14 protein-coding genes and 4 pseudogenes are annotated in these 24,384 nt (G+C 53.5%); 8 read left to right on the plus strand and 10 right to left on the minus strand.

Translation table 11 applies throughout. The annotated features are described in order from the left end of the window. Positions 1-112: 112 nt before the first annotated feature. Both O3W44_RS15065 and O3W44_RS15070 read right to left on the minus strand, forming a co-directional pair. On the minus strand, positions 113-1,084 hold the full coding sequence (locus tag O3W44_RS15065) for a TerC family protein (RefSeq protein ID WP_269293693.1): 972 nt from the start codon (positions 1,082-1,084) through the stop codon (positions 113-115). 251 nt (positions 1,085-1,335) lie between these two features. Beyond that, positions 1,336-2,319, minus strand: a complete 984-nt coding sequence (locus O3W44_RS15070) for a Gfo/Idh/MocA family protein (RefSeq protein ID WP_269293694.1) — start codon at positions 2,317-2,319, stop codon at positions 1,336-1,338. 142 nt (positions 2,320-2,461) lie between these two features. On the opposite strand from O3W44_RS15070, the gene O3W44_RS15075 reads away from it, so the two are divergent. Continuing rightward, positions 2,462-4,150, plus strand: coding sequence for a chloride channel protein (locus O3W44_RS15075; RefSeq protein WP_269293695.1), 1,689 nt, complete (start codon positions 2,462-2,464; stop codon positions 4,148-4,150). A 142-nt stretch (positions 4,151-4,292) separates the two neighbouring features. Here O3W44_RS15075 and O3W44_RS15080 read toward each other — a convergent pair. After that, positions 4,293-4,794: pseudogene (locus O3W44_RS15080) on the minus strand (M48 metallopeptidase family protein). Between the two features lie 82 nt (positions 4,795-4,876). Between O3W44_RS15080 and rlmG the strand changes: the two are divergent. After that, positions 4,877-5,995: a 23S rRNA (guanine(1835)-N(2))-methyltransferase RlmG gene (gene rlmG / locus O3W44_RS15085; RefSeq protein ID WP_269293696.1), complete on the plus strand. Its 1,119-nt coding sequence runs from the start codon at positions 4,877-4,879 to the stop codon at positions 5,993-5,995. On the opposite strand, the gene O3W44_RS15090 is transcribed toward rlmG, so the two are convergent. Further along, a complete protein-coding gene (locus tag O3W44_RS15090) occupies positions 5,992-8,013 on the minus strand; it encodes an NADPH-dependent 2,4-dienoyl-CoA reductase (protein ID WP_269293697.1) in 2,022 nt (673 codons plus the stop codon). The genes rlmG and O3W44_RS15090 overlap by 4 nt on opposite strands. Positions 8,014-8,148: 135 nt before the next feature. Continuing rightward, positions 8,149-8,865 carry a polyphenol oxidase family protein gene (locus O3W44_RS15095; RefSeq protein WP_269293698.1) on the minus strand — a complete coding sequence of 239 codons (717 nt, stop codon included), beginning with the start codon at positions 8,863-8,865 and terminating at the stop codon, positions 8,149-8,151. Between the two features lie 719 nt (positions 8,866-9,584). Here O3W44_RS15095 and O3W44_RS15100 point away from each other — a divergent pair. The 3 genes from O3W44_RS15100 (at position 9,585) to O3W44_RS15110 (ending at position 13,400) form a co-directional block, all read left to right on the plus strand. Then, entirely contained in the window at positions 9,585-10,220 is a 636-nt protein-coding gene (locus tag O3W44_RS15100; protein WP_269293699.1) for a carbonic anhydrase, read from the plus strand. Beyond that, positions 10,217-11,692 carry a SulP family inorganic anion transporter gene (locus O3W44_RS15105; protein WP_269293700.1) on the plus strand — a complete coding sequence of 492 codons (1,476 nt, stop codon included), beginning with the start codon at positions 10,217-10,219 and terminating at the stop codon, positions 11,690-11,692. Before O3W44_RS15100 ends, O3W44_RS15105 begins: the two co-directional genes overlap by 4 nt. Before the next feature lie 283 nt (positions 11,693-11,975). Further along, positions 11,976-13,400, plus strand: coding sequence for a GGDEF domain-containing protein (locus O3W44_RS15110; RefSeq protein ID WP_269293701.1), 1,425 nt, complete (start codon positions 11,976-11,978; stop codon positions 13,398-13,400). Between the two features lies 1 nt (position 13,401). Here the strand turns inward: O3W44_RS15110 and ddlA are convergent, their stop codons facing one another. The 4 genes and pseudogenes from ddlA to malE form a co-directional block, all read right to left on the minus strand. Then, positions 13,402-14,499 (minus strand): D-alanine--D-alanine ligase, encoded by a 1,098-nt coding sequence (ddlA, locus tag O3W44_RS15115; RefSeq protein WP_269293702.1) that lies wholly within the window; start codon positions 14,497-14,499, stop codon positions 13,402-13,404. A 160-nt stretch (positions 14,500-14,659) separates the two neighbouring features. After that, on the minus strand, positions 14,660-15,550 hold the full coding sequence (gene malG, locus O3W44_RS15120) for a maltose ABC transporter permease MalG (protein WP_269293703.1): 891 nt from the start codon (positions 15,548-15,550) through the stop codon (positions 14,660-14,662). A 9-nt stretch (positions 15,551-15,559) separates the two neighbouring features. Beyond that, positions 15,560-17,087: pseudogene (gene malF, locus O3W44_RS15125) on the minus strand (maltose ABC transporter permease MalF). 57 nt (positions 17,088-17,144) lie between these two features. Next, positions 17,145-18,334, minus strand: a pseudogene (gene malE, locus O3W44_RS15130) (maltose/maltodextrin ABC transporter substrate-binding protein MalE). A gap of 374 nt (positions 18,335-18,708) precedes the next feature. Here malE and malK point away from each other — a divergent pair. From malK to malM, 3 genes are all read left to right on the plus strand, one after another. Then, complete coding sequence (gene malK, locus O3W44_RS15135; RefSeq protein WP_269293704.1) at positions 18,709-19,818, plus strand: maltose/maltodextrin ABC transporter ATP-binding protein MalK; 1,110 nt, start codon at positions 18,709-18,711, stop codon at positions 19,816-19,818. Between the two features lie 42 nt (positions 19,819-19,860). Continuing rightward, a complete protein-coding gene (locus tag O3W44_RS15140) occupies positions 19,861-21,162 on the plus strand; it encodes a maltoporin (RefSeq protein WP_269293705.1) in 1,302 nt (433 codons plus the stop codon). A 123-nt stretch (positions 21,163-21,285) separates the two neighbouring features. Beyond that, positions 21,286-22,212 (plus strand): maltose operon protein MalM, encoded by a 927-nt coding sequence (malM, locus tag O3W44_RS15145; RefSeq protein ID WP_269293706.1) that lies wholly within the window; start codon positions 21,286-21,288, stop codon positions 22,210-22,212. Positions 22,213-22,313: 101 nt separating this feature from the next. On the opposite strand, the pseudogene malQ reads toward malM, so the two are convergent. After that, positions 22,314-24,379: pseudogene (malQ, locus tag O3W44_RS15155) on the minus strand (4-alpha-glucanotransferase). Positions 24,380-24,384: the final 5 nt, after the last annotated feature.

The following is a 24,384-nucleotide window of genomic DNA, read 5'->3' on the forward strand; positions in this document are numbered from 1 at the left end:
GGGCAAGGTCGAATTTTTATTATGCTGGATTGTGGAAGTGTGACAGAGGTTAGAAATGTCTGAAACCGCAGGTGCAAAATAAAACAGGGGCAGAAGCTGCCCCTGTAGAGAATTATGGTGTGATCTTCTTCTGGTCGTTTCTGTGGTTAACCCAGGCATTGATCAGCAGGGTTATGCCCAGAATGCTGCCCACCACGCTTAACGAGATCCCGACCGGAATATGGTAAAAATCGACGATCAGCATCTTAATACCGATGAACACCAGCACAATCGCCAGGCCATATTTCAGCATTGCGAAACGTTCCGCCACGTTTGCTAGCAGGAAATACATGGCACGTAAGCCGAGAATCGCGAACAGGTTTGAGGTCAGTACGATAAACGGATCTGTGGTCACCGCGAAGATAGCGGGAATACTGTCGACTGCAAAAATAACGTCGCTCAGCTCAACCATGATCAATACCAGCAGCAGCGGTGTCGCAAACAGCACGCCATTTTTGCGGATAAAAAACTTTTCCCCTTCCAGGGAGTCCGTCATGCGTAAATGGCCTCGCAGCCAACGCACCACGGGTTTTTCACCTACAGCACCTTCTTCGTCTTCTTTCGCGAAAGCCATTTTCAAACCAGTAAACAGCAGGAAGGCGCCAAAGATGTAAAGGATCCAGCTGAACTGGGTAACCAGCCAGCTACCGGCAAAAATCATAATGGTACGCAGAACGATGGCACCCAGCACGCCATAAATCAGTACGCGGCGTTGCAAAGCAGCCGGGATGGAGAAGTAGCTGAACAGCATCAGCCAGACGAAAACGTTATCCACCGCCAGTGCTTTTTCAAGTACATAGCCAGTCAGGAAAGCGAGGGTTTGTGCGGTGGCGATTTCACGTCCGGCGCTGCCTTCGAGATACCACCAAAAAGCGGCGCTGAAGAGCAGTGAGACGGAAACCCAGATGAGCGACCAGACGGCAGCTTGTTTAAATGACATGGTTTGCGCGCCGCGACGTCCCTGTAAAAAGAGATCAATCGCCAGCATGATAAGTACTACTACCGCAAAACTGCCCCAAAGCAATGGCGTTCCCACAGTTTGCATAATCGTATCCTGTCCAAAAAATAAAAAGGCTGAAGTCAGAAGACGTCAGCCGCTTTTTTGCTGCAAGCAAACCTCGCCTTCCGGCAAGGTCTCACTTACAACGCAGAATCAGATTCCGGGTTGCCTGATGACCGGATGCTTGCGCAACGTAATGACGATCAATCAGCTTTTAAGTTACTCCCCTTTGCAGAAGCGTAAATTACGGATTAATCCCTTACGAAGCAATCATTGTCAGTCATATTTAGAAATATTTACACATCAGCGTGATCGGCTGGAAAAATAACGCCGGTTTGGCGGCGAATTTCTGTTAACAGCGCGGCGGTAATGCGTGATACCTCCAGTGCGGGATGATCAACCTGGCGCTGCTCAACCAGACGTATAAAAGTTTCAGCTTCATACAGCATGGTATTGATGTGCTGGGGTTGGCTCAAATCCTGCTTATCGCTGCCGCGCGGGATAAAACTGAGTTGCTGACACTCAGAAATTTTATGGATAACCAGTGCGCCCGCTTCACCCTGTATTTCGCTGGGGAGGGTTGAGTCGCTGACTTTTGAGTGCAAAATTGTTACATCGAATTCGCCGTAATCCAGTACCACCACGCCATGGGCATCGACGCCGCTTTCCAGCAGTGTCGCTTCGGCCTGCACCTTTTCCGGCTCACCCCAGAGCGTTACGGCACTCGCTAAACAGTAATAACCGATATCCATAACAGAGCCGTTCGACCAGCGTGGATCAAAGGTATTGGGGTTTTCACCATTGAGATAACGTGGATAACGTGATGAATACTGACAATAGTTAAACAGTGCCTTCCGCAGTTTACCCAGTTGCGGCAGCGCCTGTTGCAGTTGCAGGAAATTGGGTAAGCTGGCGGTTTTAAAGGCTTCAAACAGGACAACCTGATGCTGACGTGCGCAGGCGATCATCGCCTCAACCTCATGAAGATTAGAGGCCAGCGGTTTTTCACATATCACATGTTTGCCGTGTGACAGGAACAGCAACGCCTGTTCACAATGCAATGCGTTCGGACTGGCTAAATAGACTGCGTCAATCTCGGGGCTGGCGGCTAAGGCCTCAAGCGAGGTAAACGTCTGCTTGCAGGGATAATCCGCAATAAATGCATCGGCCTGCTGCTGGCTTCGCGAATAGACAGCACCGAGTTTCATACCGGCTTCATGCGCAGCATCTATAAACTGGCGCGTAATCCAGTTAGTTCCGACAATAGCAAAACGAATCACGACAACTCTCCTGCACGTGTAAAGCGGCAGAGTAACATGCCCGGCGACACACGCAACGCAGGGGGCAGATGCAAATTTGATCCTGCGATCTGCATTCCAATATTATGCTGGCGCAACGGTTTTTGGCAGAGAAGGAGCGCAGGTGAAAGGAAGTAAACACGCACTAAACTGGACCACGCTGTTCATTGCCATTCCGGTTGGCTTTGTCGCATCGCTGGTCACGCTGGCGTTTCGCGGCGTGATTGAGCTGATTAACCATTTGCTGTTTGGTAGCAGCAATGAGATCACCGAGGCGATGCACGTCTGGCCGTGGCTACTCTGGCCGCTGCTGGTGGGGGCGGGAGGAGTGCTGGCGGGCTATTTTTTGCGTTATGCGGTAACTATCGAACAGCAACAAACGGTAAAGACCGATTACCTGGAAGTGATCAATGCGCGACTCGATGCCGTTCCCACCAAAACCTCTCTTTTTCGTGCCTTATCGTCAGTTGCCAGTATTGGCAGCGGCGCATCGATCGGTAAAGAGGGGCCGATGGTGCAGCTTTCTGCGCTGTGCGGCAGCCTGACAGGGAAGTGGCTGCCCCCATCCCTCAATTTAAAAAACAGCGACGTGGTAGCGATGGCAGCAGCGGCGGGGCTGTCTTCGGTTTATCACGCCCCGCTGGCGTCGGCTATTTTCGTGGCGGAGATAGCGTTTGGTATTTCAGCGTTACAGCGACTAATCCCACTGATTGTCTCTTCCGCTGTAGCCGTGATGACGATGTGGTCGTTGGGTTTTCGCAGCGCACTCTATCCGCTGGCTGACGTTAACTTTCACATGGATGTCAGCAGCCTGCTGATGACTGTGATAATTGGCTTATGCGCCGGGCTGGCGGGCTGGTTGCTGATTAAACTGATTGCCCGCAGCAAAACCCTGTTTGGTCGGGTGCGCTCGCTGCCGCTCCGGCTGGGAGCAGGTGGCTTTGCGGTAGGGTTACTGGCACTCATCTCCACCGATATTTTAGGTAATGGCTACGAAGTGATTGTAAAAGTCATGGCGGGCCATTATTTGCTGCCAGGCTTACTGCTGCTGCTGGTGTTAAAGACGCTGGCGACCAGTTTATCGGTAGGATCGAATGCGGTGGGCGGTTTATTTACGCCGTCATTGCTGATTGGCGCGCTGTTAGGCGTGACACTGGCGCTGTGCGGCGCGGCGCTGCATCTGCCGCTCGGCAATACCTTGCTCTATGCTGCGATTGGCATGGCGGCCGTATTAGCGGCCGTTAGCCAGGCACCGCTGATGGCCATCCTGATGGTGCTGGAAATGACGCTGAACAGCAGCTTGCTGTTTCCGCTGATGATCGCAGCGGTGCTGGCATCAATGGTGGTGTATCGACTGCAATCTGCCAGCACTTATCCGGTGGTCAGTTATCACTTCAACCGCTCAGAAGCTAAATATGACTTCGATAATATGCGGGTTGCGGAGCTGATTATTCCAGGCGCGGCACTCCGGCCGCACGAGTCGGTGGGTCAGGCACTGGCGGTGAGTTCGCTGAAGCGTGAACGTTATGTCTATGTCATTAATGATGAAGGTGCGTTTCTGGGTGTGGTATCAATTCATGAGATATCACGCAAAGTGTTGTCACAGGAAATTACGCTGCATTCACCGGTGCAGCAAGTAATGGACAGTAATTTCCCCTGCGTTTATCAGTATCAAAGCATGCATGAAGGGTGGGAAGCTTTCGCCATGGTCACGCTGGAACGCTTACCAGTATTGAATAACCCCCAGGAGCGCCACTTTCTCGGCGCCTTGACTAAAACCAGTTTGATTCAGAAAGCGCAGGAATTTCTCTAAAAGTCAGCTCAGTCAGGCGTCATTTTTGCAGGCATTTTGAACCTGAACAGCGCGCAACACCCGGATCGTACACGAAGTACGTGAGGAGAGTGAGCATTGCCCAGGTTCAAAAGGGCAAATAAAATAGCCTGCAGGACAGTATTCAGGCGGCATTTCCATGCATCGCTTGCTCGGTCATCCACAGTCGCGCATCAAACTCAAGCTGATGGTAATCCGGCTCCATATGGCAGCACAGCTGATAAAAGGCTTTGTCGTGATTTTTCTCTTTAAGATGCGCCAGTTCGTGAACCACAATCATTCGTAAAAAAGGTTCCGGGGCGACACGGAAAAAGGTCGAAATACGAATTTCAGCTTTGGCTTTCAGGTTTCCCCCTGCCACGTGAGACGGCGCTATGTAAACCCAGCGCGTGCTTCATTACCTTGATCTTATTATCCCAAATCACTTTACTGATGGGCGGCGCATTGCGCATATAGCGGTTTTTTAACGCTTGCGTGTAGTCATACAACGCTTTATCGCTAATGATGTCGTGCGATCCTGGATAACGCTTCTGTAAAAATGCCCCCAAACGCTGATGTTCAATCAACGTCTGAACCTGGCTGAGAAGGTGCTCAGGATAACCCTGAAGATAGATAAGTGAGGACATTAGGGATTCCGGGTGAAAGACAGTATACTGCGCCCCCTTTTTAGGGCGAAAATCGACCAAAGTGTACCATGCCGGAGAATTCATGAGCCAACTTGAACTGAACGATCGCACACTGATCCTGCATCGTTTCCCGCAGATGCGTGACGAAAGTCCATTACAAGCCTGGGATGCGGCAGATGAATACCTGTTGCAGCAGGTGCTGCCTGATGGGCCAGTACTGGTGTTCAACGACAGCTTTGGTGCCTTGACCTGTGCGCTGAATCCCCGTCCGGTCTGGCACATCAGTGATTCCTGGTTAAGCCAGCAGGCGACACGTCAAAACCTGCGTCTTAACGCGCTGGATGACAGCGATGTCCATTTTATCGACAGCCTTGCCCCTCTGCCTGCGGCACCGGCGGCAGTATTACTCAAAGTGCCAAAAACGCTGGCGCTGCTGGAACAGCAGCTGCGAGCGTTGCGTCAGGTGATTACGCCAGAGACGGTGATTTTAGCGGCAGCCCGCGCTAAAGAGATCCACAACTCGACGCTGCAACTGTTTGAGCAAATTATTGGCGAGACAAAAACCTCGCTGGCGTGGAAAAAAGCGCGTCTGATTTACAGCCATTTCACGCAGCCCGCGCTGCGCGAACAGTCATCAACCACCGTCTGGCCGCTGGACGGTACGCCTTACCAGATTCATAACCACGCGAACGTTTTTTCCCGCGCCTCGCTGGATATTGGTGCGCGCCTGTTTATTCAGCATTTACCGGAAAATATCGACGGTGAAATTGTCGATCTGGGCTGCGGCAACGGTGTGATTGGTTTAATGGCGCTGGAGCGTAATCCGCTGGCAGAGGTACACTTTCTGGATGAGTCCTACATGGCGGTTGAGTCGAGTCGTCTGAATGTGGAAACCAATCGCCCGGATGATGTGGCACGTTGTCAGTTTCGCGTGAATAACGTATTGAGCGGTTATCCTTCCGATCGCCTGCATGCGGTATTGTGTAATCCGCCCTTTCATCAGCAGCACGCCGTGACCGATCATCTGGCGTGGCAGATGTTTCGTGATGCAAAACGTTGTCTGCAGTATGGCGGCGAATTGCGCATCGTGGGCAATCGCCACCTCGATTATCATCACAAACTGAAAAAGCTGTTTGGCAACTGCACGCTGATCGCATCGAACCAGAAGTTCGTGATTTTGCGTGCGGTAAAAATGCGTTAAATCGTTAATGCTAGCTGTGTCGCCTGCGCGATGGCGCGACGCGCATCCAGCTCCAGCGCCACGTCAGCGCCGCCAATCAGCCTGACCACTTTTCCTGCTTCACGCAGCGCGACCTCAAGTTCGCGCTGCGGCTCCTGTCCCGCGCAGATAATCACGTTATCAACGGGCAGCACCATCATTTTACCTTCGCGTCGCAGATGTAGCCCTTCATCATCAATCAACAGATATTCAACGCCGCCCCAACTCTGCACGCCGCGTGACTGTAGGCTGGCACGATGGATCCAGCCGGTGGTTTTTGCCAGCATCGCGCCGGGCTTACCTGCTCTGCGCTGTAGCAGCCAAATTTGCCGTAAGGCGGGAGAAGGCTGCGGGCGCATTAAGTCACCGCGCTGCGTCAGGCTGTGATCGATGCCCCATTCACTGTAAAACGCTGCCAGCCGGGCCTGTTCTGGCGGGTGTGACAAATATTCTGCGGTATCGAAGCCGATGCCGCCTGCGCCAATAATCGCCACCCTTGCGCCAACCGGCTTTTTATCACGCAGCACGTCGAGATAGCTAAGCACTTTTGGATGAGTGATGCCGGGAATGGCAGGCGTACGCGGCCGAATTCCCGTCGCCAGAACCACTTCGTCAGCCTCCTCTAACTGGGCCGCATCTACCCGACAGCCCGTTTTGATTGTCACACCCGCTGCGTGAAGCTGATGGCGAAAATAGCGCAGGGTTTCACTGAATTCCGCTTTGCCGGGAATCTGACGGGCAAGAGTAAACTGGCCGCCAATTTCAGCGTCAGCCTCATAAAGCGTTACCTGATGACCGCGCTGCGCAGCCTGTAAAGCAAACGCCATGCCCGCCGGGCCTGCACCCACCACCGCCAGATGCTTTGGTGTATCGCTGGCGATCACCGGCATTAACGTTTCGTGGCAGGCGCGTGGATTCACCAGACAGGAGGTCACGTTACCGACAAAAATCTGATCCAGGCAGGCCTGATTACAGGCGATGCAGGTATTAATCGCTTCCGCCTCACCGCGCTCAGCTTTACGCACGAACGCGGCGTCAGCGAGAAAAGGACGCGCCATTGAAACCATATCGGCATAGCCATCCTGTAAGAGCTGTTCCGCGACATCGGGGTGATTGATGCGGTTAGTGGCGATGACGGGCACCGCAACCGCTGCCCGTAAACGCTTCGTTACCCAGGCAAAAGCAGCACGCGGCACGCAGGTGGCAATGGTGGGAATACGTGCCTCATGCCAGCCGATGCCGGTGTTAAACAGCGTGACGCCGCACTGCTCAAGTTCACGCGCCAGCAACAGCGTTTCTTCCAGCGTACTGCCTTCATGGATTAAATCGAGCATCGACAGGCGAAAAATAATGATGAATTTTTCGCCGGTTGCCTCGCGTACTGCACGGGTGATCGCCAGGGCAAACTGCATGCGCTGTGAAAAATCGCCGCCCCAGCGATCGTCGCGCTGGTTAGTCTGCTTCACCAAAAACTGATTAATCAGATAGCCTTCTGATCCCATAATCTCCACGCCGTCGTAGCCTGCCTGCTGGGCCAGTCGCGCACAACGGGCAAAGTCTGCAATGGTTTGCTCGATCTCTTCATCGCTCATTGCTTTGGGGGTATAACGGTTTATCGGTGCCTGCAGGGCTGAGGGGGCAACCAAATCTTTCTGATAGCTGTAGCGCCCGGTATGTAAGATCTGTAAGGCAATCTTCCCGCCGTGTAGATGCACAGCGTCGGTAATCTGACGATGCCAGTCGCACTGCCTTGCCTCTGTCAGCATCGCGCCGTGTGCCATGCCAACGCCTTGCGCATTGGGGGAGACGCCCCCGGTGACGATCAGCGCCACGCCTGCACGTGCACGCTCGGCATAAAACGCGGCCAGCCGACTGGCGCCTTCACGGTGCTCTTCCAGGCCAGTATGCATAGAGCCCATTAAAAATCGGTTTTTAAGTTGGGTAAAACCCAGGTCCAGCGGCGCGAATAACGCCGGATAATTAGCATTACGCACAGTCATCACTCTCAGCGAAGTGGTCGGATGAGTTAACTGTATCGGCTTCTGGGTTAAAAAGAAGGGGCAGCGCGTCAGGGTGTGAGAGATATCAACATTGTGAGCAAAAGTGCTGATGCACGTTCACCCACCGCTTTACCGCTAGCCTGATGAACGCCGCCGGATCCACGAATAGCGCGACTGATAGCCGCTGCTAAAATGGCTGTTATAGCGATAACTCGATCCCGCTTCTGCCATGCAATAAGTACAAACCTGGATATGGTCGATGTGCGCGGCTGGAATACCGGACGCCATTAACATCTGTTTTGCCAGCCCGGGCAGATCAAACCAGATACCCTGTTGCTGTGCTTGTGCCTGCGCACGTACTGCCTGCGGATTGTGAGGCTGCTGCTGATGCCAGCGCACCGGCTGCGGTACGCCAGCGGTTTGTGCTATCTCTGACAGCATGTTTTGGCCTAATTCGTAACAGCAGGGAGCAATCGCGGGGCCGATCGCCAGGAACAGGCTGTCAGGCGTTGCGCCACGCTCACACAATTTTTCAACCGCGCGATATAGCACACCGCGTAAGGTTCCTTTCAGCCCAGCGTGTACGGCAGCAACATGTTTTTGCTTATCGTCGGCAATTAATACCGGTAAACAGTCTGCGGTATACACGGCGACCGCACGATCGCCTGTTCCGATTATGCCGTCAGATTCACAGCTTTTTGGCGGCACATTTTCGCTATCCATTACCACGCTGGCGCTGTGACGCTGGTGGCCATACGCCGCATCGGCGGGCGGGGCCGCGCCCGCTGGCTGGAATGCATAATCAACCCAACCCAGCGAATCGAGTAACGATGAGCGTGAATTTAGCGCCATAAGCGTCTCCTCTCATAACAGCATGCGTTTATCTGCCCACAGCTTACGTTAACCACACCGTTTTAAAAGCTTTTCAGGTTATGGCTCTTACTGCTTTCGAAAGTTAAATAACAGCATGAAACAAGAACGGTAAATAATTCGTCAGGCAAAACAACGTGCTGCTTTCAGGCTATTTTTCGGGCTGGTACTGATTTACTTTCCTGTGAGATTATTTTCCTGCAAATTAAAATTATTATCTCTCACTCCTGTTCTGCCCTGAGCGCAGCATATAAAACCAGGTGTAATCATATTAGCCAGTTAATTACGCTAATCTTAAATTTTATAATTAAGATTTTTCCTGGGTATAAGGTTCGCTTAAAACAACCTTAAGTAAAACCATTATTATTATGCGTGTATTTTTCTGTCAGGCAGAAAAGGGAGCATGAATTATTTCCAATTATTAACTGTATGTAATTTATGTTTTTTATCAAAATCCTTTCTCGCTTGTGGCCTCGCTTTAAACTATTTAGATTTACATTGAGCTGACGTTTATTTAATTAAATTTTACGTTACAACGGGCTTGTTTAGGGCTGGAAATATTTGGTGTGCATTCGTAATGATTAGCGTCTATAACCTTTTTCTGTGATGGAGTTCCTGTTTCGCTGCCAGCTTGCCATTAATTAAATGCGCCCTTTCCTGAATGTTTGCCTGGAAGCGAATTTCCCGGTCGTAGAGAGAAGATGATTGTGACGACACTTAAACCCTTATTAGCGAAAAATCGCAGTTGGGCATTACAGCGCCGCCAGCGTAATCCGGACTATTTCGAAAAATATTTGCATCAACAAAAACCGCATTCGTTGTGGATTGGTTGTTCAGACAGCCGCGTTCCGGCTGAAGTCCTGACGGGTTCGCATCCTGGTGAGCTGTTTGTGCATCGCAACATTGCCAATATGGTGGTGGAAGATGATGACAATCTGCTCAGCGTCTTGCAGTACGCCATTTTTTATCTCGGCGTAAATCGCATTGTGTTAAGCGGACACTATGGCTGTGGTGGCGTTCAGGCGGCGTTAAATCTACCGGAAAGTCCGCTGGCAGATGAGGATTCAGCACTGGCAAGACGTATTGCTGCATTACGTCACGCATTACAACAGGGTTTAGCGGAATTTCATGCTTCAACGGAAGATGAAACCGGCAAGCTCAATCGCCTGGTTGAGGCGAATGTTATTGCGCAGTTTTCGCGCCTGGTCGCATCAGAACCGGTGCGGCAAGCCTGGCAATCAGGTCAGGAACTGGATGTGTTCGGCTGTGTCTACGACCTGCAATCGGGTCACCTTAAAGAGTTAATCCAGCAATCTGCAGAGGAGCCTTTACCATGAATCTCGATACCCTGAAGCGGGATATTCCCGCTGGTCTGGTGGTTTTTCTGGTCGCGTTGCCGCTCTGTCTGGGTATTGCTCAGGCCAGTGGATTGCCGCCCTTTGCGGGTCTGCTAACGGGCGTCATCGGGGGCTTGATAGTGACGTCACTCAGTCCGTCGCGCTTTGCCGTAAGCGGACCGGCAGCAGGTCTGGTCACCATCGTGGTAGCGTCAATGGCCACGCTTGGCAGCTTTTCTGCCTTTCTCACCGCCCTGATTATTGCAGGCGTGTTGCAGTGCCTGCTGGGCGTGCTGCGCGCCGGACGCTTTATCTCTCTGGTGCCGGGTAGCGTAATTAAAGGCATGCTGGCGGCGATTGGCCTTTTGCTTATCATGCAGCAAATTCCGGTGGCGCTGGGCGCGGCAAGTGATGCGGAACTGATTTCGGTGGTCAATGGTGAGATGACATTCTCGCTTTCAGCCATGCTTGTTGCAGGGGCTGGGCTGGCGATTCTGTGCCTGTGGACCACACCGGTGATAAAACGGGTTAAAGCCCTGGCATGGATCCCAGGACCGTTAATTGCGGTACTGTTTGGCTGTCTGGCGACGATTCTGGGAAGTCGTCTGTTCCCGTCAATGGCTAACGAACTGCCGCGCATTTCATTACCCGCGTTCGATAGCCTGTCGGCGCTGGCTGCTCAACTGGAAACACCAGACTGGCTGGCGTGGCAGGATCCACAGGTATGGATCGTCGCTGTGACGCTGGCGTTAGTGGCCAGTCTTGAAACCCTGCTCAGTCAGGAGGCGCTGAAAAAGTTGCGGCCGCAGCATCCCGCGCCATCACCGAACAAAGAGATGTTTGCCCAGGGGATCGGTAATTTAACCGCTGGATTTCTGGGCGCGATGCCCATCACTGCCGTCATTGTGCGCAGTTCAGTGAACGTCAGTGCTGGCGCGCAGACGAAGCTGTCAATTTTAATCCACGGCGTACTTTTGCTGATTTGTGGCGTGTGGTTCAGCACATTGCTCAATGCTATCCCACTGGCGAGCCTGGCGGCGGTGCTGCTCTATACCGGCTATAAACTGGCGACACCGCGACTGTTTATCGAACAGTTTCGCCTGGGCGCGCAACAGTATGTGCCGTTCCTTGCCACCATCGTTGGGATTATTACGCTTGGCATGCTGGTCGGCATTGGCATGGGTATTGCCACGCAAATTCTCTACAGCATCTACAAAAGTCACCGTAATGCACTGCAACTGACGCGTTATGACGATCATTACGTTTTACGCTTCCAGCAAAACCTGACCTTTATGCACAATCCGAAGCTGCAAGGGTTGCTGGATGAGATCCCGGAAAACAGTGTAGTGATTGTTGATAACGATAATGCGGAATATATCGATCCCGATGTCAAAGCCGTGCTGAAAGATTTTGGTGAAAATGCGAATAAACGTGGCATTCGTCTGAGCCAGTGGCCGGTGGCAGTGAAATAGCAGCTCAATTAAGCGGTTTAGCACAATACTTAAGAAAAAATCGGATATCTCGGATGTCCGATTTTTTTGTTTGCAAGGCATAATTAGCGCCATTTTCTGTCGCCGTCTGGCTTATTGCGTATCGAAACGCGCGTTTTGCTGCGCCAATGCAAATTAAGCTTATGATTTTTTTGTTCTTTTCGGTCGATTGTTTCAGGTGCGTTCAGGGTTTAATCATTCTGACGCCATGTATCGGTTATGCTGGCGTGTACCGCTGGTGTTTCGGGTAACAAGGTCCAGGCATATGCGCGTTAAGCTGTTTGAAGAGCACAATTGTAAAAAGAATGTCCTTTCGCTATTTGTTATCACTCTGCTGTTTTGCTTTGTCAGTGGTCATTTGCGCGTCCCGGAGGAGTTGTCTCTGTTTTGGCCGGTGAATGCGCTGATTGCCGGATTGATGGTACGAAATCCTTTTTTACATCGAACCCGCTATTACGCTGCCTGTTTTGCCGCGATGGTGTTTAACGACACGGTGTTCTCTGGCTGGGCGCTTCCTGCATTTACGCTTAATATTGCCAATATTTTGTTTATTCTGGTGGCTGTTTCCGTGCTGGCTAAATATTTTCAGCCTGTATCGGGCAGCGAACGCATCACCAATGCATTACGCATCTATCCGGCCTGTTTACTGGCAGCATTCGTGTGCGCAACCTGGGGCGCGCTGGCGCAGGAAGGGACGTTTGATGCACAGCTCTTTACCGCGTGGGGGGACTGGTTAAGCGAGCAGTTTTCTACCGGCTCAATGCTGCTGCCTTTTTTGCTGACCCGCGACTGGCAATCCACTCCTTTACGCAATTTGCTGCATATCAGCAGGCTGTCACCGATATTCGCGGTAATTCTTTCGCTGATTGTCGGCGCAATGATGGGTGGGGCAGGGAGCCTGACCTTTCCGGTACCGGCCTTAATCTGGTGCGCGCTGGTGCTGCCAATTCCTTTAACCAGTCTGATCATTTTACTTACCGGTATTACCGAAATTATTTTGGTGTCACATGGCGTGATGAACGTGCAGGGCGCTGGCAATCTCTTGCCGTTGAGCCCTCTGACCTCCGCACGATTAGGCGTTGCGACCATTGCTATCAGCCCACTGATCGTCGCCGTGAGCATGGACGCGATTCGTCAGCTCAACCAGCGGTTAGCTCTTCGCGCCAATTTTGACTTCCTGACACAGCTTCTCTCTCGCTCCGGTCTGTATGAAAGCCTGAAAGAGGAATATTTTACTTCCCGCCGTGAAATGGGCGTCATTATGATTGATGTCGACTACTTCAAAACCATTAACGATAATTTTGGTCACGATGCCGGTGACAGAGTGCTGGAGGAAATGGCGCGTCGTTTACAGGATGTGGTTGGCGAAACGGGATTAATCTGTCGTTTCGGCGGTGAAGAGTTTGTGGTGATACTGTTTGATCACAACGCACAGCAGCTTTTCGATATGGCTGAAACACTCCGCCAGGCCATTGCGAAAGAGAAATTCTGGTTACAGGGCAATACGCTTACAGTGACCGCCAGCCTTGGCCTGGCGCTTGGCAGCGCGACGGACGATCGCAACTGGCATAGCGTGGCCCACCGCTTGATCTCAGCGGCGGATAAAAACCTCTATCTTTCAAAAAGAAATGGCCGAAATCAAACGTCGCCGGTGAATGCGCAACGCGCATTCACCAGTGACGTAGCCTGACTTAGCTCACGCTGCTTTTTAACTGGCTGGCCTGTTGATGACGCTCCAGCGCCAGTTCAATCAATCGTGTGATTAATGCCTGGTAACTGACACCCGCTGCCTGCCACAGTTTGGGATACATACTGATATTGGTGAAGCCAGGCAATGTATTGACTTCATTAACAATAATTTGATTATCTTCCGTTAGAAAGACGTCAACGCGCGCCATGCCGCAGCACTCAAGCGTGCGATACGCTTTTAACGCAACATCACGAATAGCCTCACTGATTGCGTCTGGAATAGCCGCCGGAATCACGGTTCTTGCACCGCTTGCACTGATGTATTTAGTGTCGTAAGAATAAAACGCATCGTTGACCACCACTTCGCCACAGGGACTGGCTTGCAGCTCATCATTTCCCAGAACCGCACACTCAATTTCGCGTCCGTTAATGGCGCGCTCAATGATGACTTTACGATCAAACTCAAAAGCGTGATCCAGTGCCGTATTGAACGTCTCAATCCGGGTGACTTTACTCACGCCCACAGACGAGCCCTGATTAGCGGGTTTGATAAACAGCGGCAGTCCAAACCGGGCAATAATCGCATCGACATCAAGCCGCTCGCGCTGCGCCTGCGTCACGCTCAGCCAGGGCGCAACCTGCAAACCAGCATCACGCAACAGCCGTTTGGTGAAATCTTTATCCATACTCACCGCCGATCCCAGGATATCAGATCCGACAAAAGGCAGGGATGCCATGCGCAACAGGCCCTGCAAAGAGCCATCTTCGCCTGACGTGCCGTGAACAATAGGAAAAATAACGTCAACCTGTGCAAGCGGGTGTGAGTTATGACTAATAATCAGCTGCTTTTGCGACTGGCCGGGGATCAGCGCCACCTTGTCCGCTGCACGGTTAAGCGCAATAAGCGCCGGATTGTCTGCATTCAGCAGAAAACTGGATGCGTCGTTCCTGTACCATTGGCCTTGTTTATCAATGCCTAACAGCACGACTTCAAACCGCGTTTTATCAATCGCATCGAGAATATTTTTAGCCGATTGCAGAGAAACTTCGTGCTCAGCTGACTTGCCACCAAACACAATTCCTACCCGCAGTTTTGTCATTGTTCGCTGTCCGATTGCTGTTACATAAAAAGCTAAGATAACACGGGGATTAGCGCAGGGTGCAACGGGGAAAATAAGAAAAGTAGCGGCCCGCAGGCCGCCGAAACCTCATACACAGAGAGCTATGAGGAAGTAGAGGCAATATAACAATGATGAAGGTTTACCCTTTCACGCCGCCAGCGGTAAGACCGCTTACCAGCCAGCGTTGAGCCAGCAGGAAGACCAGCGTGATCGGAATAGCTGAGAGCACCGCCGCCGCGGCAAAGTCGCCCCACAAATAGTTTTGGGGATTTAAATATTGCTGCATACCAACCGCCAGGGTGTAACTGTTGACGTCACGCAGTAAAAGCGAAGCTACCGGGACTTCAGTGACCGCCGCGATAAATGCCAGAATAAACACTACCGCCAGAATCGGTACGGAAAGTGGCAATAATACCAGACGGAAGGCCTGCCAGGGCGTTGCGCCATCCAGTGAAGCTGCTTCTTCCAGCGAGCCATCAATGGTTTCAAAGTAGCCTTTGATGGTCCAGACATGCAGTGCGATACCGCCGAGGTAGGCGAAAATAACCCCGCCATGCGTATTCAGGCCGATAAAAGGCAGATACTGGCCCAGGCGATCAAACAGCGCATAAAGCGCCACCAGCGAAAGCACCGCCGGGAACATCTGGAAAATCAGCATGCCTTTCAACAGGCTGGCGCGCCCGGCGAAACGCATACGCGCAAAAGCATAGGCGCAGGTTGTTGAAAGCGCCACAATGCCAATGGCACTGATAGCGGCAATTTTTACCGAGTTCCACAGCCAGAGCAACACCGGGAAAGGCGGCGGTGTTTTGCTGCCATCGGCGTGCTCTATGCTAAAGCCCAGCGCCAGCCGCCAGTGTTCCCAGGAGATTTGTTCCGGGATCAAACTGCCGGTGGCAAAATTTCCTGCGCGCAGTGAGATTGCTATCACCATCAACAGGGGAAAAAGAATGGCAGCGATAAATGCCAGCAGCAGCAGATGCGTCAGCAGCAGACGCAGCAGTTGCGATTTGGGTTGCACCATAGCCATAACAGCTCCTTAAAATTTCATGCGCGTGGCTTTGAGATTGATGACTGCCAGCGCACCCACCAGCAGGAAAATCAGGGTAGCGATCGCTGCCGCCAGGCCAAAGTCCTGCCCGCCACCGCCTTCAAAAGCGATGCGCCAGGTATAGTTCACCAGCAGATCGGTATAGCCTGCCGGTGTGGTGGTGCCAAGGCGATCCGGGCCGCCGTTCGTCAGCAACTGAATGAGCACGAAGTTGTTAAAATTAAAGGCGAAACTGGCGATCATCAGCGGCATAAGCGGTTTGATCAGCAGCGGCAGCGTTATAAGGAAGAAGTTCTGTAACGGCCCGGCCCCGTCCATTGCCGAAGCTTCGTAGAGATCGTCCGGGATCGCTTTTAACAGCCCCATACACAGAATCATCATGTAGGGATAGCCGAGCCAGGTGTTGATGATGACCAGCATGGCGCGCGCCAGTGTCGGATCGCTAAACCAGGCGGGCTTAAAGCCGAACAGGGCATTCAACATGACGTTGATCTCGCCAAAACTCTGGTTAAACAGGCCCTTGAAGATCAGGATCGAAATAAATGCCGGAACGGCATAAGGCAGAATCAGCAATACACGATAGATCGCTTTGCCTTTTAACGCTTCCCATTGCACCAGGCAGGCGAGCACCATCCCCACTGCGACGGTAAGCAGTACCGTCAACAGAGAAAAGAGCAGTGTCCAGGCGAAAATCGCCAAAAACGGTTTTTGAATGCCTTCATCGGTAAAGACGCGCAGGAAATTTTTCCAGCCGCTGTTGACGGTATAACCGGGACTGAGCTTCTCGCTGTTCCAGCTGCCGTCAGCGTTCAGCGCCTGATAAAAACCGCTGTCACCGTTCGGACGATAAACCGTGCCGCTCTGCTGATTTTTCAGGTCGCCATTGCTGGAGAGAAGGTAAAGCGGGCGCGTACCTGAAAATTGACGCAGTGAGCTCATCACCAGTTGACGGCCGTCCGGCAATTCAGCACTGATTTGGCCCAGCGCCTGGCGATTGCCGGTAATAATGCGCAGTGTGGCACGCTCACCCGCAGGCGGCGGTGCACTGGCCATTTTGAGCTGCTGCTCTCCGCCAAAGGCAAAAGGGGGAAACAAATGTCTCGTCGCCTTCCGTTAAGACTAACTGCCAGCGATCACCTGCCGGGAACAGCGAAAAGCTAACTGACTCGCCTGACTGATAATAACGGCTCAACAGCACCTGCTGTGCCCGTTCAAACGTGAGCTGGTTGGTGCTGCTGTAATTGGTAAAAGCGATGGCGACGGTACAGGCGAGAGGAAACAGGACAAACAGTGCCATACCCGCAATACCAGGATAAACGTAGCGCCAGGCATAGGCGCGGCGGTTAGCATAAATCCAGATACCTGACGTGCTGAGGATCAGGGCAAGTATCGCAAACAGATACTCGCCCTGTGCATACATCATTACCAGCAGATAGCCGACCAGCAGACAGCAGATCCCCACGAGAAGGCCTTTCAGCAGCGTATGAAGCCGTCCCGTTTTCGGTTTTCCTGACATGATTCGGTTTTCCTTAACAGTCACGGAGCCGGGCAGATCCGGCTCCGGGGAAGGGGATTACTTATTCAGACGCGCCTGGGCATCTTTCAGCGCCGCGTCAACGCTCTGGCGACCACCTAACGCATTCAGCGTGGCGGTGCGCATGGCGTACCAGAAAGCAGCCATTTGAGGGATGTTTGGCATGATGTCGCCGTTACGTGCGTTGTTCATGGTGGCAGCGATGCGTTCATCTTTTTCCAGCGTCTGCTGGAATGACTTCAGCGCAACGGCACCCAGCGGCTTGTCTTTATTCACTGCATCCAGGCCGTTGTCCGTCAGCAGATAGTTTTCAAGAAACTCTTTTGCTAACTCTTTATTTGGACTGGCAGCATTAATACCGGCGCTGAGTACCCCCACGAAGGCTTTTGATGGCTTACCGTTCAGTGACGGCAGCAGCGTAACGCCGTAATCAATACCGCTTTTGTCAATGTTGCTCCAGGCCCAGGGACCGTTGATTGTCATCGCGGTTTCGCCCTTATTGAACGCAGCTTCGGCGATAGAGTAATCGGTGTCAGCATTCAGCGTTTTCGCCTTTACCTGATCGACCAGGAACTGCATTCCCGCTTTGGCACCAGCGTTATCGACACCGATGTCTTTCACGTCATAGCGTCCATCAGCATATTTGAACGCATAGCCGCCACCCGCCGCCAGCAATGGCCAGGTAAAGTAAGGCTCTTGCAGGTTAAACATGATGGCGCTCTTGCCTTTTCACGCATCTGTTTATCAATGCCTGGGATCTCTTCCCAGGTTTTTGGCGGAGCAGGCAACAACGCTTTGTTGTAAATCAGCGCCAGTGATTCAACCGAGATGGGGTAGCCAATCAGCTTGCCTTCGTAGCGCACTGCATCCCAGGTGAAAGGAAAGATCTTCTCCTGGAAAGCCTTGTCCGGCGTGATTTCAGCCAGCAGACCAGACTGCGCATAACCGCCGAAGCGATCGTGCGCCCAGAAAATAATATCCGGGCCGTCGCCCGTGGCGGCAACCTGCGGATATTTCTCTTCCATCTTATCGGGGTGCTCCACCGTCACCTTGATGCCGGTATCCTGTTCAAACTTTTTACCCACCTCGGCGAGGCCGTTATAGCCTTTATCGCCGTTGATCCAGATGACCAGCTTTCCTTCTTCAATCTTTGCTACAGCAGAAGCCGAAAACAGCACGGCGGTGAGGGCGGAAAGGGCCAGAATTCGTGCGCCGGTTTTCATCGTCATACATCCATCCTTTTAGCGGAAACGCGCGGAAGCGGAGAGTGCTCTGTCCGCCACATTGTGCGAATCCGCTGTGACTTCTCATCCTCCTGCGCTCTACGCCTTTGCCGTATGAGTTGTGATCGCACTGGCAAAACCAGCCCGTTATCGTGGGCTGGCGCATAAAAAGTTCACTTCCGATCTGGATCGGCGATCACAAAAATCACATTCAGCCGCCCGAGAGCTATCCCACATGCACAGGCTCCTCCTCCCGCCTCCTCCCCATCGTGTTGCATGCTGGCGGAGGATGTTACAGGCGGTCTCCTTGCCCATAGTGAGTGCCGGGGTCTGTCTGCCACAGCGCAGGCAAGGACAGGTTAGCTAAGAGGAAAAGGAACATGGCGAGCGTCACGTTACGCAATGTCACAAAAGCCTGGGGCGACACGGTGGTATCGAAGGATATCGATCTCGATATTCCCGAAGGCGAATTTGTTGTGTTTGTCGGTCCTTCGGGCTGTGGGAAATCGACGCTGCTGCGCATGATTGCTGGCCTGGAAACCATCACCAGCGGAGACCTGCTGATTGGCGAACAGCGCATGAATGAGGTGCCGCCTGCCGAGCGCGGTATCGGCATGGTGTTCCAGTCCTATGCGCTTTATCCCCATCTGTCGGTTGCGGAAAACATGTCTTTTGGCCTGAAGCTGGCCGGCGCTAAAAAAGCGGAAATTCAGCAGCGGGTTAATCAGGTCGCGGAGGTGCTGCAACTGGCACATCTGCTTGATCGTCGCCCCAAAGCACTGTCTGGTGGACAGCGCCAGCGCGTGGCCATTGGCCGCACGCTGGTGGCAGAGCCGCGCGTTTTTCTACTGGATGAGCCGCTTTCCAACCTTGATGCTGCGCTGCGCGTGCAAATGCGCATTGAGATTTCACGCCTGCACAAGCGCCTGAAGCGCACCATGATTTACGTCACACACGATCAGATCGAAGCGATGACGCTGGCAGACAAGATCGTGGTGCTTGATGCCGGGCGCGTGGCCCAGGTCGGTAAGCCACTCGAACTTTACCACTATCCCGCTAACCGCTTCGTTGCTGGTTTTATCGGCTCACCCAAAATGAATTTCTTGCCGGTCAAAGTCACGGCTACCGCTATCGATCAGGTGCAGGTCAGACTGCCTAATCAGCAGCTTGTCTGGCTGCCAGTAGACAGCGCGGGCGTTCAGGTCGGCAGCAACATGTCGTTAGGCATCCGTCCCGAGCATCTTCTTTCCAGCGAGATCGCTGACGTCACCCTTGAAGGGGAAGTGCAGGTGGTCGAACAGCTGGGACACGAAACGCAAATCCATATCGAGATTCCCGCCATTCGTCAAAACCTGGTGTACCGCCAGGAGGACGTCGTGCTGGTAAAAGAGGGCGCCATATTGGGCATCGGCCTGCCGCCGGAGCGTTGTCACCTGTTCCGCGAGGACGGGAGCGCCTGTCGCAGGCTTCATCAGGAGCCCGGTGTTTAGCCCGGCCAAAACAAAAAAAGCAATGACTTCAGGAGATAGAAAATGTTAACTCTGCGCAAACTTCCAATCGCTGTTGCCGTCGCGGTGGGGACGCTTTCAGCCCCGACGATGGCGGTCGACTTTACCGGCTACGCCCGTTCTGGTATCGGCTGGACCGGCAGTGGCGGTGAACAACAATGTTTTACGGCGACCGGTGCTCAAAGCAAATACCGTCTGGGTAACGAATGCGAAACCTATGCCGAACTTAAACTGGGCCAGGAAGTGTGGAAAGAGGGCGATAAAAGCTTCTATTTCGACACTAACGTTGCCTATTCCGTCTCTCAGCAAAATGACTGGGAAGCGACATCACCCGCCTTTCGTGAAGCCAACGTGAAAGGGAAAAACCTGATCGAAGCACTGCCGGGTTCAACCATCTGGGCCGGTAAACGCTTCTATCAACGTCACGACGTTCACATGATCGACTTCTACTACTGGGATATTTCCGGTCCTGGTGCGGGTCTGGAAGATGTTGATCTCGGCTTCGGTAAGCTGTCGTTCGCTGCCACGCGCTCTTCTGAAGCGGGCGGATCTTATACTTTCTCCAGCGATCAGATCCGTGACTACGCCACCAGCACCGCCAATGACGTGTTCGACATCCGTCTGGCCGGACTGGAAACCAACCCGGACGGCGTGCTGGAACTGGGTGTTGACTACGGCCGTGCTAACGCGCGCGACGGTTATCGTCTTGAAGATGGCTCCTCTAAAGATGGCTGGATGTTCACCGCTGAACATACCCAGAGCATGCTGAAAGGCTACAACAAATTTGTGCTGCAATACGCAACCGATGCGCTGACCTCTCAGGGCAAAGGCGTACCGCAAGGCACCAATATCAATAACAACGGCAATATGTATCGCATCCTCGATCACGGCGCGATCACGCTGGCCGAACGCTGGGATCTGATGTATGTCGCCATGTATCAGAATATCGATCTTGATAACAATCGCGGGACAGAATGGTACACCGTAGGCGTGCGCCCGATGTACAAATGGACACCGATCATGAGCACCCTGCTGGAAGTAGGCTACGACAACGTCAAGTCGCAGCAGGTTGACGAACGCAACGGCCAGTACAAAATCACCCTTGCCCAGCAGTGGCAGGCAGGCGACAGCATTTGGTCACGTCCGGCACTGCGTGTGTTTGCGACCTATGCCAAGTGGGATGAAAAATGGGGTTATAGCAAAGATGCCTCAGGCGATCTTACCTCTTTTGCCTCCGCTGACAGCACCGGCAATGGCCTGTTTACCAACAGCCGTGGCGATAACGATGAGTGGACATTCGGCGCTCAGATGGAAATCTGGTGGTAAACAACGTTCACGCAAGAAGGGGGCGGAAAGTCGTTGCTTTTCGCACCTGACAGGTCACTTCGGCAGCGACGCGCTATTGCCTGGCTAACGTCGCTGCCTGACAGCTCTTCTGAGGTAACCATAATGAAAATGACCAAAACCTTCGCTGCGCTCTGCCTGAGTGCGGCACTGCTGGCGGGCCAAAGCCTGCCAGTACGCGCTGAGATCAACCTGGTGCCGCAAGATCTCTCTGCAGCACCAGCACTGTCTGCCGCCAGTCTGCATCAGCTGAGCTGGCAGCCTGTCGATCCGTCGAAAACGCAGATCACTACACTCGCTAACAACGGCCAGCGCCTGAATGCTGACACACTGGCCGGGCCGGTTGCCGCCTATAGCCTGCCGGCCAATATCGGCGAGCTGACACTAACGCTGACCAGCGAAGTGCAGCGCAACCAGGTATTTGCGCCGAATGTCCTGGTGCTGGATGAAAATATGCGGCCTGCCGCCTGGTTTCCCAGCCGCTACTTCACCTACCAGCAGCCGGGCGTGATGTCGGCCGATCGGCTGGAAGGCGTGATCAAGCTTACGCCTGCCCTCGGGCAGCAAAAGATCTATCTGCTGGTGTTTACCACGGAACAGGATCTGACCCAGACCACTACCATGCTCGATCCGGCTAAAGCCTATGCAAAAGGCACGGGCAATGCGGTGCCTGATATTCCTGATCCGGTGGCGCGCCACGTCAGCGACGGTACATTAAAACTGAAAGTGAAAACTAATTCTGGCTCATCGATTCTGGTGGGGCCACTGTTCGGCTCATCAGGGCCAGGACCGGTAACTATCGGTAATACGCCTGCTGCCTCTGCACCGGTAAGCTACACCCCGGCTGCCGCACCCGCTGCGAAGCGCGAGCCGATGCTGAACGATACTGAAAGCTATTTTAATCAAAACATTAAACAGGCGGTTGAGCGTGGCAATATTGATAAGGCGCTGAAACTGCTGGATGAAGCAGAACGTCTGGGATCAACCTCGGCACGTCAGGTTTTTATCAGCAGTGTAAAAGGCAAGGGGTGAAACGGCCCCGACAGTGCTGATGTTGCCCCACCTGGTGCGCTGCGGCGCACCCTTTTATTTGCCACACAATAAACCTCACTGCGCAAGCAGTGAGGTTTTGTTTATTTGCGACGACGACGACGATTGAGATCGCGTAGCAGGGTGTTGATGCCTGCATCGCTAAAGATGCTCTCCAGCGGGGCGCTTAATTTACGCCGCCAGTTGCGGTATTGATCGCTGGTGCCTGGCACATTAACCGGCGCAGCCATATCCAGCCAGTCTTCAGGCTGCAAGCCGAGCAGGGCGCTGTTGCTGTCCGCCAGATAACGTTGCAGACCGCGGTTCAGGACAGGATTCATCATGCTACGGCGCGCCACTCTTCCCGCACGTTTCGGCAGGCTGCCCGCCTGATGCAGGCTCTGTAACAGCGCCTGTCTGGCGGTCAGTCGATCTTTATGCAGCCCGGCCAGAACGTATTTATCGGGATAAAGCCCCAGCTGTTCGCCTAGCGTAAGATCGTCACTTTGCCACCAGCCGCGTAATGTCGGCAGATCGTGCGTGGTGGCGACCGCCATCGCCTGGCGCGGCCAGTCTGCGGGCTGACGAAAATGCTGCGCTGAGCACTGTTCAAAATAGAGCACTTTATACGAGTAAACCCCGCCATCATGCAGTTTACTGACGATTTCAGGGGAACAGTGCCAAGATCTTCACCAATTACCATGCAGCGATGACGCTGGCTTTCCAGCGCCAGGATCGCCAGCAGATCGTCAATGGGATATGAGACATACGCGCCTTCGGCTGCGCTTTCACCCCGCGGGATCCACCAGAGGCGCAGCAGCGCCATCACATGATCGATACGCAGCGCGCCGCAGTCACGCATGTTGGCACGCAGCAGTGCGATCCATGGATCGTAAGCTTGCGTACGCATTACGTGTGGATCCATCGGCGGCAGCCCCCAGTTCTGGCCCAGCGGACCAAGAATATCGGGCGGTGCGCCAATGCTCGCCTGCAGGCAATAGAGATCGCGTTCGCTCCAGGTTTCTGCGCCCCCCTGTGCCACGCCGACAGCCAGATCGCGATAGAGTCCAATTGGCATTGCCTGCTGCTGGCAAACCTGCCAGCAGGCCGCGAACTGCTCTGTAGCCAGCCACTGAAGCCAGAGGTAAAAGCGCACCTCATCCTCGTGCTGATGATGAAAAGCGCGCACCGCTGGCGCGTCAGGGTGCTGCAACGCTTCCGGCCAGGTCGGCCATCCCCATAGCAGCGGATCGTCGCCGCTCAGCCTGGCGTGTAGCGCATCAAATAACGCCTGATGCAGCAGGCTTGTGCCGCCTTCGTCGATAAACGCGGTAAAGGCACACACCTCTTCGTCTTCCGCTGCACGCAGCTTAAACCCTGACCACGCCAGGCGCAGTGCCTCCAGCTTCAGCCGGGTAACGGCGGTATAATCGACCCACTCGCTGGCACGTGCTGCCTCCAGTGCCTGCTGCGTTGCGGGTGATCGCCACCAGGCCTGGGCCTCATCCGATTGCTGAAAATCTGTTACGGCCGTCACGTTGATATAGAGAATGTTGAGCCAGCGCCGCGAAGAGGGACTGTACGGGCTGGCACTTTCCGGGTCAGCGGGGAAAAGCGCATGCACCGGGTTAAGACCAATAAAAGCACCGCCACGCTGTGCAATCTCCTGCAGCATCTGTTGCAGATCGCCAAAGTCACCTATGCCCCAGTTATGCGTCGATCGCAGCGTATAGAGCTGGACGCAGGCGCCCCATAACGATTTACCGGCCAGCAGCGCAGGCGGTTCGTAGCAGCGCGTCGGTGCCACAATAATGCGGCAATGCCACTGCTGGTCACCCTGATGCAGAGTGAGCTGATGATACCCTTCCGGCAGGCGCGGCAAATGCAGCGACTCATCCATTAAACATTGACCAGTCCAGTTTTTTCCCGCTTCGCTCACCAGCTGCCAGCGCGTCTGTGCAGCGATCTTTGGTGTCAAAATCAGCGGCTGACGGTGACGAAAAATCACTACCGGTGGCAGTGGCGTCGCCACCCCTGACGATGGCCGCATGGCCGCCAGCAAACGCTGACGGGTAAGAAGAGAAATAGCCTGCGGCTCGCCGTGAGCATTAATATAATCGGCTGCGATACCCGAGGCAGCAATGTTATCCAGATGGTTTTTAGGTTTCATGGCGT

This window comes from Pantoea sp. LMR881 (assembly GCF_027157825.1).
Lineage (GTDB): Bacteria > Pseudomonadota > Gammaproteobacteria > Enterobacterales > Enterobacteriaceae > Pantoea > Pantoea haifensis.

Coding starts and splice junctions, on each gene's coding strand:
- O3W44_RS15065 (WP_269293693.1), bottom strand. CDS start 1,084: ATGCAAACTGTGGGAACGCCATTGCTTTGGGGCAGTTTTGCGGTAGTA.
- rlmG (WP_269293696.1), top strand. CDS start 4,877: ATGAGCCAACTTGAACTGAACGATCGCACACTGATCCTGCATCGTTTC.
- O3W44_RS15090 (WP_269293697.1), bottom strand. CDS start 8,013: ATGACTGTGCGTAATGCTAATTATCCGGCGTTATTCGCGCCGCTGGAC.
- O3W44_RS15095 (WP_269293698.1), bottom strand. CDS start 8,865: ATGGCGCTAAATTCACGCTCATCGTTACTCGATTCGCTGGGTTGGGTT.
- O3W44_RS15100 (WP_269293699.1), top strand. CDS start 9,585: ATGATTGTGACGACACTTAAACCCTTATTAGCGAAAAATCGCAGTTGG.
- O3W44_RS15105 (WP_269293700.1), top strand. CDS start 10,217: ATGAATCTCGATACCCTGAAGCGGGATATTCCCGCTGGTCTGGTGGTT.
- O3W44_RS15110 (WP_269293701.1), top strand. CDS start 11,976: ATGCGCGTTAAGCTGTTTGAAGAGCACAATTGTAAAAAGAATGTCCTT.
- ddlA (WP_269293702.1), bottom strand. CDS start 14,499: ATGACAAAACTGCGGGTAGGAATTGTGTTTGGTGGCAAGTCAGCTGAG.
- malG (WP_269293703.1), bottom strand. CDS start 15,550: ATGGCTATGGTGCAACCCAAATCGCAACTGCTGCGTCTGCTGCTGACG.
- malK (WP_269293704.1), top strand. CDS start 18,709: ATGGCGAGCGTCACGTTACGCAATGTCACAAAAGCCTGGGGCGACACG.
- O3W44_RS15140 (WP_269293705.1), top strand. CDS start 19,861: ATGTTAACTCTGCGCAAACTTCCAATCGCTGTTGCCGTCGCGGTGGGG.
- malM (WP_269293706.1), top strand. CDS start 21,286: ATGAAAATGACCAAAACCTTCGCTGCGCTCTGCCTGAGTGCGGCACTG.